This window comes from Sphingomonas tabacisoli (genome assembly GCF_042678385.1).
Classification (GTDB): Bacteria; Pseudomonadota; Alphaproteobacteria; order Sphingomonadales; family Sphingomonadaceae; genus Sphingomonas_B; species Sphingomonas_B tabacisoli.
Window position 1 is genome coordinate 101,182 of record NZ_JBHUDY010000002.1, and the last position, 13,095, is coordinate 114,276.

Consider the following 13,095-nt stretch of genomic DNA (forward strand, 5'->3'; position numbering starts at 1 on the left):
CCGAGTCAACCGTCAGCGCGCCGTTAACCGTCCTTCTTGCCTGTGAGGCCGGACATGGCCTCGCGGCCGAAGCTCGCGATCATGTCGCCGATCTCCTTCACCTGCGCCATGCTGCGCGTGCCCTGGTCGCGGACATAATCGGCCTGAACCTTCATCAGCTCCGACACGCCGCCCGCCTTGGCAGCCGCGCGGAGCGCAGCGAAGGCCTGGCGCGTATTCTCCTCGGCATGGTCGATGACTTTCATGCTGAGCGCGGAGCTGTTCTCGGCCGCCTTGGTGGCGCCTTCCTTCATCGCGTCGCCCGCGGCTTTCAGTTTGTCGGGTTCAAGCATGTTGCGGTGCTCCTTTCGCTGGTCGTGGGGTGCGGGCGGGCCGCGCAGCCTTGACGGGCGCAGCGGCGGGAATAGCGGCCGCCTTCAGCTCCTCGAACGACTGACGGAGCGCGGCCGCATAGGCTTCCGGGTCCGGCATGATGTCGCGGTCGGAAGTGAAGCTGATCGCGATCGTGTCCACATAGGAGTAAATCGGGTTGATCAGCCCCATCGAGTCGAAGATCGGGCCGGTGCCGTACATCGAGACCATCTTCGCCCCGGCGAAATAGAGCGGCACGCGGCTGCCCGGCACGTTGGTCACGACGGTATTGAACACCGGCGCGTGCGCGTTGGCGGCGCCCAGCCGCGTATAGAGCCGCGCCGCGATGCCGGAGAGGCCGGCAGGCATGAACTGGCTCGTGTCGGTCAGGGTCCTCGCGCCAACGGCGTTGGTCATCGCCTTGGAGTTGACCGTTTCGCCATGGACGAAGCGCAGCCGCTCGAGCGGGTCGGCGATATGGGTGCCGAGCGGCACAACCATGGCCGAGACGAGATTGCCGAGCGCCGATTTCTCGCCTTCCGCGCGCACCGAGATCGGCGCCATTGCGGTCAGGCTGTCGCCAGGCAGCTCGCCTTTCGACTGAAGATATTTGCGCAACCCCCCGCCGACGATCGCGAGGATCGCATCGTTGACGGTGGCCCCCGGCACGGCGTCCTTGATCGCACGGACATCGCCAAGCGGCAGCGGCACGGCGTCGAACACCCGGTGCGGGCCGACCTTGCCGTTGAACCGCGTCTTGGGCGCAAGCTTGGTGTTGGCGAGGCTGACATCGCCTTTGGACACGCTTTGCGAAAGCCGGGCGAGGCCGGGCATCACGCGCGCCGCCGTCTCCGCATATTGGAGCGGTTTCCTCAGCGTGTTGAAATAGCTCTTGATCAGCAGGTCGGCGACGCCCGGCAGGTCGTCCGCCTTCCAGTCGTCATTGGCGAGGCGGTTCGGCTTGTCCGGCGACAGGTCATGGATCGCCGCCGAAAGCTCGACGCCCGACATGCCGTCGATCGCCGCATGATGCACTTTCGCGACCAGCGCGAAGCAGCCCGGGGGCAGGCCTTCGATATTGTCGAGGCCCTCGATGATCGTGAATTCCCAAAGCGGCTTCGACAGGTCCATCGGCCGCGCGTGCAGCCGCGCCACCTGGATGCAGAGCTGCCGCCAGTCCCCCGGCTTTGGCAAGGCGATGTGGCGAATATGATATTCGATGTCGAACTCGGGGTCCTCGATCCAATAAGGATGATCCATGTCGAGCGGCAGCCGCACCAGCCGCTGACGAAAGCTGCGCGCCCCGGCGAGGCGGCTGCCGACGAATTCCAGAATGTCCTTGAACCGCACGAACCCGCCCGGCGCGGTCGAGGGATCGTAGATGCCGACGGAGCCGATGTGCATCGGCGTGTGCGGCGTCTCCAGATAGACGAAGCTCGCGTCTTGTCCGCTGAGCTGCTGCATCGGACTCTCCCCTGGTTATTCCAGAGGCTGCCTCATCGGGGCAGGGTGCGCAAGCGTGGCGGTGCTGGCGCTTCCGAAGCCGCTCGCTTCGGAAGCGCTAAGCGCCGTCTCGATGGCTATCAGCAGCCGTTGCGGCGATAATTGCGGTTGGCCGTGTGCTTCTTGTCGAGGTGGCGACCAAGCAGAGCGCCGCCGACGCCGCCGACGATCGTGCCGACCGGGCCGCCGGCAACCGCGTGGCCGATCAGCGCGCCGCCTGCACCACCGGCAACCGTGCCGACCGCGCCGTTGCCCGATCCGCAATGAACACGGTGATAGCTGGTGCCGGCCTGGTACGTGCGCGTGCGGGCCGCGGCGGGTTCCGCGACGACTGTCGGGGCGGCGACTGCAAAGGCAAGTGCCGCGGTCATCAATTGGCGTTTCATGCGACCATCTCCTCTTGTTGGGAGAGAAGTTAACGTATGAGGGCCGGATCGGTTCTCCGGCCGTTCCGAACGGGGGTCAGAGCGTGTCCAGCGCGCCGCGTTCCAGGCGCGCGAGCATGGCCGAGCGCATGCTGCTCACATTGTCGCGATCGTCATAGCCGAGATAGATGACGTCCGGCAGCCGGCCGGGCTGGCCGCGCGCTGCTTTCGTGAACGCAACACGCCGCAACAACGCCCTCACCATCACGCGCGACCTCTTTTTCGTTTCGCAGACACAACCTGCCGGGTGAAAGGCGGTTCCGACAGGGCGAAAAGCGGCATGGCGCAGTCCCGAAACGGGACGGTTCCGCTTCTAAACTAGGCTTTCGCGCTGGGCGGCAAGCCGGACACGAATATCCCTGTAAGCAGCAGCGATCAGGTCCGCCAATGCGCGATCATCGAACGGCTCGCCCCAGCGCAATTTCACGTGCCGCATGCGCTTGCCGGAACCCTGAAGCAGCCGCTGCGGGTCGGGCAGGTCGGCGCCGTGAAAGAAGCCGACATTCACATGCGCCGTGAAGGCGTTGACGTAGCCAAAGGCGGCATCCTCGACACACGCGGTCGGATGACCGTCATGCAGAAGCTCGCGGACATCGGGACCGCAGGCGCGCATGCGGTCGAACCATTCCTTCGCGAGCTGACGCAGCGGTTCCACGCCTTCCGCGAACCACGCATCGACCTGCGGGTCGTTTCGGACGGCGCTCGGCAGCAGGAAGAGATCGGTGCGACTCACTTCCCGAACCCGAACACGTCCTGATGGTAGCGGCCGGTCTCGATCATCTCCTCCAGCCACGCAGAGCTGTGCTCGTGGTCGGTGCCGTTCTGCTGCATGTGAATCGCGATCAGCGTGTCGCGAACCGCAGGCGCCATGAACCGGCCGTCGCCGCAGACAAAGATCTGCGCGCCCGCCCGGAGCAACGACCAGACGCGTTCCTGCTCGGCGAGCAGCGCGTCCTGGACGAAGCGCCACGGGTGGCTCGGAACGGCGCTGAACGCGAGGAAGGGTTGGACAACGCGGTCAGACGCCCAGGCCTCGACTTCGTCGCGACAGAGCCAGTCGTGATCGGGATGGCGGCAGCCGAAGAAGAGAAGCATGTCGCCGATCGCTTCGCCCGCGGCCTTTCGCGCGGCACGGTCCTGCAGGAAACCGCGCAAGGGGGCGAAGCCGGTGCCCGGGCCGATCAGGATCAGCGGCACGCGCGGGTCTTCGGGCGGGGCGAAAGGCGGGTTGGGCGAGCGGACATAGCCGAACACTTCGTCGCTCGCCTGCAGGTCGCGCATATAGCTGGAGGCGAAGCCCTGATGCTCGCCAAGGCCCGACCATGCCGGCGCGCGGGTGGTGCCGACGATCAGCTCGGCATGCGTCGGGCTCACGCGCGGACTCGAAGCGATCGAGTAGAAGCGCGGCGCAATCGCGGCGGAAAGTTCGACGAAATCGGAAAGCGGCAGCGCCGCGGCCGGGACGAGATCGAGCAGATCGAGCAATGTGACGCGCTTGCCGGCAAGCTCGCTCCAGTTTGAGATCAGCTTGTCGAGCTCCGCCTGGCTGTTCGGGCACGTCGTGTGCGCGGCGATCAGGTCGAGCGCGCGGCGCGGCGCCGGATCCTGCAGCTCGACGAAATCGCTGAGAAGCTGACGGACGGTGACGGTGCTGCCCAGCGGCAAGTGCCGGAAGCGGCTGCCTTGGCCGCCAACCTCAACCTGCATGTCAGGCGAAAGACCGAGTCGCGCGATGGCGCGCTCGACCAGCTCGGGTCGGTTGCGGGCATAGACGGCGATATGGTCGCCGGTCTTGTACGACGCGCCCTTGGGAAGTTGCAGGCGAAGGAAGCGCGTCGATTCGCGTGGCGGCTCGATCGCGAAATCCCACAGGCCGTCGGCAGGACGGATCAACTCGCGATTCTCGACGATCCCAAGCCGTGCGGCATGCTCGGGCAGCGCCTGGGCGCGGATCGCCCTGGTTTCGACGACCTTTAGGATGAGGCTGGGTTGGGCCTGTGCCGGCTCCGCCTCTCCGCCGAGCGCTTTCCACAAGTCGCGGACGAAGCCGGCGATGGCGCCGTCGAAGTCGCCGTCGGCATCGGCTTCGGCGCGGGGGACGAGGCGGCGGGCGCCGGTCGCTTCCATCGTCTCGTCGACGCGGCGCGGGAAAGCCTGGAAGTTCGGCCATTGCGAGTTGCCGAGGCCGAGCACGGCGAAACGCGCGTCGGGCCAGTGCTTGCCGTCGAAATAGCCGGAGTCGATGCCCTTTTCGGTCGCGACGGCGCTGTCCGGCGCCCGGCCGTTGTAAGTGGCGGTAACGATGACCAGCACCCGGTCCTCCGCCTCGAGGCCCAATGCGAAGCTTTCGTCCATCGGCCGGACGACGGTGTCGAAGCCGTCCAGGGCTGCGCGTTCGGCGATCTCCTCGGCGACATCGCGCGCAGTGCCGAGGCTGGTGCCGTAGAGCACCGCCAGGCGCTGGCCCTTGCCACTGACCGAGAGCGCCGCTTCTTCCGCGGCAGCGACCGGCGCAGGCGCGACGCTCAGCCGTTCGTGCGGGCTGCGACTGCGGACGCGCATGTAGAATTCGTCCGGCTTGATCGACAGCGTTTCCTTGATGCTGAGCCGGTACCCATGCGGATCGCTGACCGCGAAGCGCTGCAGGATCATCGCGATCGCGAGCTTCGCCTCGACCAGCGCGAACTGCCGCCCGATGCAGGCGCGGGCGCCGTTGCCGAACGGCTTGTAGGCGTGGGGGTGCCGTTCGCGCTCGGCCTCGGGAAGCCAGCGGTCGATGTCGAACTCGTCCGGGTTCGCCCAGACCTTCGGGTCGCGGTGCAAGCCGGGTGAGAAGACGTTGATCGGCCGGTCCTTGCGCATCCGCCACTTGCCGCCGATGACCGTGTCCTCGAACGGCGCAAGGCTGAACGCGGGAGCAGTCGGCCAGAGCCGCTGCGATTCCTTGATGATCCGCTCGATAACCTCGAACTGGGCAAGGTGATGGAATTCGGGTCGGGTGTCGCCAGGCAGCACGCGGTCCACCTCGGCATAGGCCTGGGCCAGCACATGCGGGTGGCGGAGCAGAAGCGCGAACGTAAAGGCGAGCAGGCCTGAGGTCGTCTCGTGGCCGGCGATCAGGAACGTCAGCACCTGATAGCGGATGTTGAGATCGTCGAGCCCTTCGCCCGTTTCGGGATCGATCGCGGTCAGCATCAGGCTCAGCAGGTCGTTCGAATCGCCCGGCGTCTTGCGGCGTTCGGCGATGATCGCGTCGACGAGCGCATTCATCTCCGCGATGTCGGCGTCGAACTGGCGCTTCGCCTTCTTCGCCAGCCGGTTCTGGAGAGGGAGGCGCGTGATCGTGTTCAGCGACTCGCCGAGCGCGCGGGCAAGCGCTTCCAGGAAGCTGTCGAGCTGCTCCTTCTCGAAGCTGTTGAAGCGGTGGCCGAAGCCGGCGATCGCGATGCTGTCCAGCGTCAGTCGGGTCATGTCGTCGGCGACGAGGATGTCCTGCCCTTCGAGGCGAGCCCATTTGGCAACGAGCTGATCGCAGACCTCGAGGATCAGGTCGAAATATCCTTTCATCGCGCGCTGGCTGAAGGCCGGGAGCAGGATGCGATGCGCCTTGCCCCAGTTCGGCTCCTCGCTGAACGCCGTGAACAGCCCATCGCCGGCAAAGCGGCGAACGACGCGCAGGCCAGGTCCCGGCATCTTGCGGAAGCGGGTCTCATCGCACAGCTCGGCGACAAGGTCGGCCGAAGTCACAAACAGGCCGACGCGGCTGCCGAACTTCAGCTTGAAAATGCCTTCCGGCATGGTGCGGCTGACGTCGAGCAGGTGCCCGACCAAACCGGACTTGGCGATCTGGCGGAGGTGGCCGACGATCGGCAGGCCCGGCGGTGTCGGAATGCCCGCAATATCGGTCATGGCGCTCTCCCCTTTATCGGCGGGGAGAGTGGCCTAGCGCGCGCTTGCGCTCAACCCTAGCCGCTCCAGCTATCCCGCCACAGCGACGGGAAAGCCGCTTTCAGCGCGACCAGCTTGGGCGCGTCGTTGAAGCGGATATAGGGATGGTTCGGGTTCTTCCGCATGAAGCCCTGGTGATAGGCCTCGGCGGGAAAGAAGCTGCCACGCTCGATGCGGGTGACGATCGGGCGCGGATAGGCCTTGGCGGCGGAAAGTTGGGCCAGGTAGGCGCGGGCCACCCGATCCTGCTCCGCACCGATCGGGAAAATCGCCGATCGGTAGCTGGGGCCGGTGTCGGGACCCTGGCGATTGAGTTGCGTCGGATCGTGGGCGACGGCGAAATAGACGCGAAGCAACGTCCCGTAGCTGATCTGCGCGGGGTCGTACTGGATGCGGATCGCTTCGGCATGGCCGGTGCGCTCGGTCGAGACTGTATCGTAATTGGCGCTGGCCTGGTCGCCGCCGGCATAGCCGGACGTGACGCTCTTGACGCCCTTCAGATGCTCGAACACGCCCTCCATGCCCCAGAAGCAGCCCCCGGCTAGGACCGCCGTCTGCAAGCCTTTGGACGGGGCAGCGTTCACTTTCGGAGCGGGGACGTTCGCCGCGCGCGTGCCTTCCGCGATCGACACGCCGCCGACCAGCCAGCCGGCGAAAGTCAGCGCCGCGATCGTCGCGAAGGAAGAGCGGGCGAGCATCGTCGTCAGGCCTTGTAGATCGATTCGATCTTGGACTTCAGCGTATCCGTCCCTTCCGCCGGAGACAGCGCGACCAGGGCCGCGGCGCCCAGCAGGAACCCGCCCATGAAGTTGCGGAACAGGTCGGAGCGGATCATCGTACGCATCGTCTTCTTTCCTCATCGCCGCTCTTCGGCGGCCGACTCGCTTCAGTTACGGCTCGTCTAGCGAGATGGATGCACCTCTGGCTGTGAACAGGGTCACAGGCCAAGAATGAGACGATCAACACGCTGGATTAGACGACGAGCATGTAGCGCCGCCTCAGTGGTCGTTTTAGCGGCGTAACGGGAAACCCATCGTTTCCCGAAACGCACCCGTCAGCGGAGCGCCGCGCAGGCCTCCTGGATACGGGTGCAGGCCTCCCGGAGCGCGCGTTCCGACGTCGCATAGCTGACGCGGAAAGCCGGGGAGAGGCCGAACGCGCTGCCCTGAACGGCAGCGACGCGGGCGGTATCGAGAAAATAGTTGATCAGGTCTTCGTCCGTCCCGATCCTTTTGCCCTCCGGCGTGGTCTTGCCGATGCAGCCGCTCGCGTCCGGGTAGACGTAGAAGGCCCCTTCGGGAGTCGGGCAGTGGAGGCCGGGCGCTTCGTTCAGCATCGCCACGACCATATCGCGGCGCTTGCGGAACGCCTCCTGCCGCTCTGTCAGGAAATCCTGCGGACCATTGAGCGCCGCCGCCGCGGCCGCCTGGGCGACCGAGCAGGGGTTGGAGGTGGATTGCGACTGGAGCTTCGCCATCGCCTTGATCAGCCAGGCCGGGCCGCCGGCATAGCCGATCCGCCAGCCGGTCATCGCATAGGCCTTGGAGCAGCCATTTTCCGTGAGGATGCGGTCCTTCAGATCCGGGCAGAGCTGCGCCAGCGTCGTGAACGGGAAGTCCGCGTAGAAGATGTGCTCGTACATGTCGTCGCTGAGCACCATCACCTGCTCGTGGCGGCGAAGGACTTCGCCCAGCCCTTTCAGCTCCTCGGCCGAATAGGCGGCGCCGCTCGGGTTGGACGGCGAGTTCAGGATCAGCCAGCGAGTCTTCGGCGTGATCGCGGCGTCGAGCTGCTCGGGCGTGATCTTGTAGTTCTGCGAAGCGCCCGCCTCGATCGGCACCGGCGTCGCGCCCGAATAGGCGACGATGTCCGGGTAGCTCACCCAATAGGGGGCGGGGATGACGACTTCGTCGCCGGCCTCGCAAGTGGCGACGATCGCATTGAAGATGACGTGCTTGCCGCCGACGCCGACGACGATCTCGTTGGCGGCATAGTCGAGGCCGTTCTCTCGGGCAAACTTGCCCCGGATCGCGTCCTTCAGCTCGGGTGTGCCGTCGACATTCGTGTATTTCGTCTTGCCTGAGCGGATCGCTTCGATTGCCGCTTCCTTGACGAAATCCGGCGTGTCGAAATCGGGCTCGCCGGCGCTGAGGCCGATCACGTCCACGCCTTGCCGCTTCAGCTCGGCGACGCGGGCAGTCATCGCCAGCGTCTGCGACGGGTGGATGCGGTCGAGCGCGGCGGACAGGCGAGGCATTGAGCGGAACCCCCTTTTCAAGAACGGGGGCGGCTATAGCCGCTTGAGCTTCGCTCGCAACAGCCCGCGGGCGGCGTTTCCGACAAGGAATTCTTGAGGGAGGTCAACGGGGCGCAAATCGGCCTCGACCGCGCGGCCCTCGGCGATCAGCTCGGCGCGGAGCACGCCCGGCAATACCCCCCGTCTGAGCGGCGGCGTCAGCAGCTTGCCGCCGCGCTCGACGAAGATGTTGGTGAAGCTGCCCTCGGTCAGAAAGCCGTCGGGATCGGTGAACAGGATTTCGAAGCACCCGGACGCGCGACGCGTCTCATCGTAGAAGCCGCGATCGGTCGTCTTATGACGGAGCCGGAAGTCGTCGGGCGATACCGGAAGCGGGACGATGGCGACCTCGACGGGTTCTTCAGGCAATTCCAGCGGGCGAACCTCGATCGCGTAATTGCCTTCGGAAGAAGCGAGCAGCCGCACGCGCGATCGTTCGCGCAGCCGGAAAGTCGCGGCCTGCAGCTCGTTGCGCGCGGCGTGACGGTCGAAGCGGAAGCCGAACGTCTCGGCGCTCGCCTTCATCCGGGCCAGATGGGCGTCGAGGCGAGCGAGGCCGTCATGCGGATCGAAGCCCATGGTTTCGATCAGATCGAACGGCCGTTCCGAACGCACAAAGGCTCCCTTCGCCAGACACTCGCGCCATTCGGCCGATGGGTTCGAGTCCGCAACGATCCCCGATCCCAACCCCACAGTGGCGTGGGTGTCGCCGGGCTTCAAGTGAAGGGTACGGATGGCAACGTTAAAGGCTGCTTCGCCTTCGGGGTTAATGTGACCGATCGTGCCGGTGTAGAGACCGCGCGGGGAATCCTCGACTTCCGCGATGATTTCCATCGCTCGCACCTTCGGCGCGCCGGTGATCGAGCCGCATGGGAAAAGGGCGCGGAGCACGTCGATGGCGTCGCGGTCGGGGGCAAGGCGGGCCGTGACGGTGGAGGTCATCTGCTGGACGGTCGGGTAGCGCTCGACTTCGAACAATGAGGGAACCTCGACGCTGCCGGGCACGGCGACGCGGGAGAGATCGTTGCGGAGCAGGTCGACGATCATCAGGTTTTCGGCGCGCTGCTTGGGATCGGCGCGGAGCGTCTCGGGATCGGCGTCGGCCGCGGCCGTGCCTTTCATCGGCTTGGCGGTGAGCCGTCCGTCCTCCAGCGCGAAGAAGAGTTCGGGCGAGAGGGACAGAAACCAGTCCTTGCCGGTCCAGATCAGCGCGCCATAGCCCGCGTTGGCGCGGCTTCTGAGCCCGGCGAACAGCGCGCTCGGATCGCCGATAACGGGCACGCGGTTCGGGAAGGTCAGATTGGCCTGGTAGATATCGCCGGCAACGATCGCTTGTTGCACGCGGACGATGCGGTCGAGATAGGCGTCGTAGCCAATCTCCGGCTCGGGGCTGCCTGCAAACGCGCCGGCGGGATCGGGCAGCCAGGTTTCGGCATCGACCTCTTCGAACCCGTCGAACAGCCCGAACCAGAGCAGCGGCGTTTCAGCCTGTCGGAAGATCGGCCGCAGCCGCGGCTCCAGCGCGCAACCGGCCTCGTATGCGATGAAACCGGCGACATGGCGACGTTCCCCGCGCAGCCGTTCCAGCGCGGGCGCGACCTCGTCCAGCCGGTCGGCGCGGACAATCTCGACGGGATCGCGGAACAGCTTGGCCCTGGCGCCGGACCGGGCGTCGTCGAGCAGGATGAACGGCGTCACCCCCGCCTAGAAGCGGAGCGACGCCGTTCACGCAAGGTCAGAACGCGCCGGTGCCGTAATAGTCGTCGACGCGGCGCCCGTAATCGCGGTCGCGGAACGGTTCTTCGCCGGTCCGGTAGCTCGGCCCGCCCTGCAGACGGTCGCGGGCGATATCGACGCGGTAGCCGCCCTTGCTCGTGTCGTAGGTCAGCGCGTTCCAGGGCAGCGGATGATAGCTTTCGCCCATGCCGAACAGCCCGCCAAAGCCCAGCACGGCATACTCGACCTTGCCCGAAACCTTGTCGACCATGAAGTTGTAGATGTGGCCGAGCTTCTCGCCCGCCGCGTCGTAAACCGCAGTGCCCTCGACCTTGTTCGAGGCGATCAGGCGATCCGTCTCGTCGGTGGCGACGGCGCGGTTCATCGTGTCGTTATAGTCTGACATCGGACTCTCCTTTTAACTTACGTCAGAACGATCCGCTGCCGCTCCGGTTCTTATCGTTGCGCACCCGGCGACTTGTGTTGCGACCGGCTGCACGCCATGTCCGGCGAATGGCCAATCCCCCGCTCAAGGCGGCGATCATTCCCGTCACGCCGTTGCAGCAGAACTGCACGCTTCTCTGGTGCACCGAGACCAATAAGGGTGCGTTCGTCGATCCGGGCGGCGACCTGCCGCGGCTGAAGGCGGCCGCCGCGCAGGCCGGCGTCGAGATCGAGAAGATTCTCGTGACGCACGGCCATATCGATCATTGCGGCCAGGCAGGCATGCTTGCCGAGGAGCTTGGCGTGCCGATCGAAGGACCGCATGAGGCCGACCGCTTCTGGATCGCGCGGCTGGAGGATGACGGCCGCCATTACGGCATTCAGGGCAGGGTTTTCGAAAGCGACCGCTGGCTGACGGATGGCGACCAGGTCACGGTCGGCAATCTGACGTTCGACGTGCGCCACTGTCCCGGCCACACGCCCGGCCATGTCGTCTTCCACCACCCGGAATCGAAGCTCGCGATCGTCGGCGACGTGCTGTTCCAGGGATCGATCGGGCGCACGGATTTCCCGATGGGCAACCACGCCGACTTGCTCCACGCGATCACGACGCGGCTATGGCCGATGGGCGACGACACCGCCTTCGTGCCCGGCCACGGCCCGATGTCCACTTTCGGCCATGAGCGGAAGACGAACCCGTTCGTGGCCGACCGGGTGCTGGCGGCTTAGCCACTTCTCCTTGATGCTTTCGCTCGTCTCCCGGCTGCCGTCGTGGCTCCAGCCGGGCGGGCCGAGCAAATAGCCGGGCTTGGCGCGCCAGGGGGCGGACCAGAGGTCCTTCGCGATTCCCACCCATTCGTGGAACGCGGCCCAGAGCAGGTTGAACGTGCCGAGGTTCTTGACCAGGCCATAGCGTGGGCGGTCGTCGTCGCGCTCCGGCTCGAACGACCCGAACATCCGGTCCCAGATGATGAACACGCCGGCATAATTCTTGTCGAGATAGCGCGGGTTGGTCGCGTGGTGGACGCGGTGGTGCGAGGGCGTGTTCATCACCGCCTCGAACCAGCGCGGGTTGGTCGCGTGGTGGACGCGGTGGTGCGAGGGCGTGTTCATCACCGCCTCGAACCAGCGCGGGCAGCGGCCGATCACTTCGGTGTGAATCCAGAATTGGTAGATCAGGTTCAACGCGCCGCAGAAGAACACCATCGCCGGCGGAAAGCCGATCAGGAACAGCGGCAGCCGGAAGATGAAGGCGATGCTCAGGAACCCGGTCCAGGTCTGCCGCAGCGCGGTCGAGAGATTATAATGCTGCGAGCTGTGGTGGATCACATGGCTCGCCCAGAACCAGCGCACGCGGTGGGCGGAGCGGTGGAAGACGTAATAGGCGAAATCGTCGAGCACGAAGCACAGAGGCCAGCTCCACCAGGCATAGGGGATCGTGGTCAGGCGAAAGCCCCAGACCCACACCGCCATCGCATAGACCGCGCCGGCCGTGAGCACACCGGCAATGGTCGAGCCGAAGCCCAGCATCAGAGAGGTCAGCGTGTCCCTGGGGCAATAGCGCCGCCGGTCCCGCACCCGCGCGATCAGCATCTCGACCAGCACCAGCGCGATAAAGCCGGGGACCGCGATGTCGACGGGGTTCGGGAACTTGTCCATCAGCGCCCGTCTATCACGAATTGCGCGCCGTGACGCCTGAGCCGAAGCTCGGCGCCGTCCAAGCCATGCACGACGGCGCTTTGCCGGTCTTCGGCCAACTCGGCGGATACGGCGACGAAGCCGGGCAGCTCCGCCTCGGCGATCGCCATCGCCTCCTTCTCGCTCGCAAGCTCGCCACCGCCCAGCCCGAGCAGCCGCGCGACCGCGGCGAGGCCGAGAACACCCGCCAGCGATCCGGCGAGGAGCGGCCAGTTCATGAGGTCGAAAGCGCGTCCAGCATCGGGCGGATCGCGCTCAGGTCGTAGCCGGCGTTGGCGGCCTTCTCGGCGAGCACCGCCGGGTGGTCGCCCATCTTCGCCCGCGCCAGCGCCCAGAGATAGGTCGAACGCGTGCCCGAGCGACAATAGGCGAGGACCGGGCCAGTTGCCCGTTCCAATGTTCGAGCCATCGCATCGACCTGGCTGTGACTGAAGCCTGCATGCGTAACCGGCAGCTCGACATAGGCTAGCCCGATTGCATCACAGATTTCACCAATGTCTTTTCCGGTGGGCTGACCGGCCTCTTCGTCGTCGGGGCGGTTGTTGATGACCATGGTCACGCCGAGCTCGGCGGCCTGGGCGAGATCGTCAGGCCCGATCTGGGGCGAAACGAGGATGGTGTCATCGATGCGGCGGAACATAATCTAGCCTTAACACTCCCCTCCCGCTTGCGGGAGGGGCGGGGGTGGGAACAGCTTCCACTCATGCCCACCCC

15 protein-coding genes are annotated in these 13,095 nt (G+C 66.0%); 1 reads left to right on the forward strand and 14 read right to left on the reverse strand.

The genetic code is table 11. The annotated features are described in order from the left end of the window. Window positions 1-23: 23 nt before the first annotated feature. The 11 genes from ACFSCW_RS13690 to ACFSCW_RS13740 form a co-directional block, all read right to left on the reverse strand. Window positions 24-332, reverse strand: a complete 309-nt coding sequence (locus ACFSCW_RS13690) for a phasin family protein (protein ID WP_380890369.1) — start codon at window positions 330-332, stop codon at window positions 24-26. Further along, a complete protein-coding gene (locus tag ACFSCW_RS13695) occupies window positions 325-1,815 on the reverse strand; it encodes a WS/DGAT/MGAT family O-acyltransferase (RefSeq protein ID WP_380890371.1) in 1,491 nt (496 codons plus the stop codon). The genes ACFSCW_RS13690 and ACFSCW_RS13695 overlap by 8 nt, the downstream gene beginning before the upstream one ends. 119 nt (window positions 1,816-1,934) lie before the next feature. Continuing rightward, a complete protein-coding gene (locus ACFSCW_RS13700; protein ID WP_380890373.1) occupies window positions 1,935-2,240 on the reverse strand; it encodes a hypothetical protein in 306 nt (101 codons plus the stop codon). A 76-nt stretch (window positions 2,241-2,316) separates the two neighbouring features. Further along, window positions 2,317-2,481, reverse strand: a complete 165-nt coding sequence (locus tag ACFSCW_RS13705) for a hypothetical protein (protein ID WP_380890375.1) — start codon at window positions 2,479-2,481, stop codon at window positions 2,317-2,319. A gap of 111 nt (window positions 2,482-2,592) precedes the next feature. After that, the gene (locus ACFSCW_RS13710; protein WP_380890377.1) at window positions 2,593-3,012 is read right to left on the reverse strand and encodes a DUF1801 domain-containing protein; all 420 of its coding nucleotides are present in this window, start codon (window positions 3,010-3,012) and stop codon (window positions 2,593-2,595) included. After that, window positions 3,009-6,188: a bifunctional cytochrome P450/NADPH--P450 reductase gene (locus ACFSCW_RS13715; protein ID WP_380890379.1), complete on the reverse strand. Its 3,180-nt coding sequence runs from the start codon at window positions 6,186-6,188 to the stop codon at window positions 3,009-3,011. The genes ACFSCW_RS13710 and ACFSCW_RS13715 overlap by 4 nt, the downstream gene beginning before the upstream one ends. A gap of 56 nt (window positions 6,189-6,244) precedes the next feature. Next, complete coding sequence (gene msrA / locus ACFSCW_RS13720; RefSeq protein ID WP_380890381.1) at window positions 6,245-6,925, reverse strand: peptide-methionine (S)-S-oxide reductase MsrA; 681 nt, start codon at window positions 6,923-6,925, stop codon at window positions 6,245-6,247. Window positions 6,926-6,930: 5 nt separating this feature from the next. Next, a complete protein-coding gene (locus tag ACFSCW_RS13725; RefSeq protein ID WP_380890383.1) occupies window positions 6,931-7,071 on the reverse strand; it encodes a hypothetical protein in 141 nt (46 codons plus the stop codon). A gap of 210 nt (window positions 7,072-7,281) precedes the next feature. Then, window positions 7,282-8,484 carry a pyridoxal phosphate-dependent aminotransferase gene (locus ACFSCW_RS13730; protein WP_380890384.1) on the reverse strand — a complete coding sequence of 401 codons (1,203 nt, stop codon included), beginning with the start codon at window positions 8,482-8,484 and terminating at the stop codon, window positions 7,282-7,284. Window positions 8,485-8,517: 33 nt separating this feature from the next. After that, window positions 8,518-10,221 carry an aminodeoxychorismate synthase component I gene (gene pabB, locus ACFSCW_RS13735; RefSeq protein WP_380890386.1) on the reverse strand — a complete coding sequence of 568 codons (1,704 nt, stop codon included), beginning with the start codon at window positions 10,219-10,221 and terminating at the stop codon, window positions 8,518-8,520. Between the two features lie 37 nt (window positions 10,222-10,258). Next, window positions 10,259-10,645: a PRC-barrel domain-containing protein gene (locus ACFSCW_RS13740; RefSeq protein ID WP_380890388.1), complete on the reverse strand. Its 387-nt coding sequence runs from the start codon at window positions 10,643-10,645 to the stop codon at window positions 10,259-10,261. Window positions 10,646-10,752: 107 nt separating this feature from the next. On the opposite strand from ACFSCW_RS13740, the gene ACFSCW_RS13745 reads away from it, so the two are divergent. Then, a complete protein-coding gene (locus tag ACFSCW_RS13745; protein WP_380890389.1) occupies window positions 10,753-11,412 on the forward strand; it encodes an MBL fold metallo-hydrolase in 660 nt (219 codons plus the stop codon). Here ACFSCW_RS13745 and ACFSCW_RS13750 read toward each other — a convergent pair. Genes ACFSCW_RS13750 through ACFSCW_RS13760 form a run of 3 tightly spaced genes read right to left on the reverse strand, consistent with a single transcriptional unit; the run spans window position 11,299 to window position 13,021 of the window. After that, the gene (locus ACFSCW_RS13750; RefSeq protein WP_380890391.1) at window positions 11,299-12,342 is read right to left on the reverse strand and encodes a sterol desaturase family protein; all 1,044 of its coding nucleotides are present in this window, start codon (window positions 12,340-12,342) and stop codon (window positions 11,299-11,301) included. The two genes, ACFSCW_RS13745 and ACFSCW_RS13750, sit on opposite strands and share 114 nt — an antisense overlap. Next, window positions 12,342-12,599 (reverse strand): hypothetical protein, encoded by a 258-nt coding sequence (locus ACFSCW_RS13755; RefSeq protein ID WP_380890392.1) that lies wholly within the window; start codon window positions 12,597-12,599, stop codon window positions 12,342-12,344. Before ACFSCW_RS13755 ends, ACFSCW_RS13750 begins: the two co-directional genes overlap by 1 nt. Then, a complete protein-coding gene (locus tag ACFSCW_RS13760; protein WP_380890395.1) occupies window positions 12,596-13,021 on the reverse strand; it encodes a protein tyrosine phosphatase family protein in 426 nt (141 codons plus the stop codon). Before ACFSCW_RS13760 ends, ACFSCW_RS13755 begins: the two co-directional genes overlap by 4 nt. Window positions 13,022-13,095 lie beyond the last annotated feature (74 nt).

What these genes read in the sequence shown, in the direction of transcription:
- ACFSCW_RS13690 (WP_380890369.1), bottom strand. Translation starts at nt 332, where the DNA reads ATGCTTGAACCCGACAAACTGAAAGCCGCGGGCGACGCGATGAAGGAA.
- ACFSCW_RS13695 (WP_380890371.1), bottom strand. Translation starts at nt 1,815, where the DNA reads ATGCAGCAGCTCAGCGGACAAGACGCGAGCTTCGTCTATCTGGAGACG.
- ACFSCW_RS13700 (WP_380890373.1), bottom strand. Translation starts at nt 2,240, where the DNA reads ATGAAACGCCAATTGATGACCGCGGCACTTGCCTTTGCAGTCGCCGCC.
- ACFSCW_RS13715 (WP_380890379.1), bottom strand. Translation starts at nt 6,188, where the DNA reads ATGACCGATATTGCGGGCATTCCGACACCGCCGGGCCTGCCGATCGTC.
- msrA (WP_380890381.1), bottom strand. Translation starts at nt 6,925, where the DNA reads ATGCTCGCCCGCTCTTCCTTCGCGACGATCGCGGCGCTGACTTTCGCC.
- ACFSCW_RS13725 (WP_380890383.1), bottom strand. Translation starts at nt 7,071, where the DNA reads ATGCGTACGATGATCCGCTCCGACCTGTTCCGCAACTTCATGGGCGGG.
- ACFSCW_RS13730 (WP_380890384.1), bottom strand. Translation starts at nt 8,484, where the DNA reads ATGCCTCGCCTGTCCGCCGCGCTCGACCGCATCCACCCGTCGCAGACG.
- ACFSCW_RS13740 (WP_380890388.1), bottom strand. Translation starts at nt 10,645, where the DNA reads ATGTCAGACTATAACGACACGATGAACCGCGCCGTCGCCACCGACGAG.
- ACFSCW_RS13745 (WP_380890389.1), top strand. Translation starts at nt 10,753, where the DNA reads ATGGCCAATCCCCCGCTCAAGGCGGCGATCATTCCCGTCACGCCGTTG.
- ACFSCW_RS13750 (WP_380890391.1), bottom strand. Translation starts at nt 12,342, where the DNA reads ATGGACAAGTTCCCGAACCCCGTCGACATCGCGGTCCCCGGCTTTATC.
- ACFSCW_RS13755 (WP_380890392.1), bottom strand. Translation starts at nt 12,599, where the DNA reads ATGAACTGGCCGCTCCTCGCCGGATCGCTGGCGGGTGTTCTCGGCCTC.
- ACFSCW_RS13760 (WP_380890395.1), bottom strand. Translation starts at nt 13,021, where the DNA reads ATGTTCCGCCGCATCGATGACACCATCCTCGTTTCGCCCCAGATCGGG.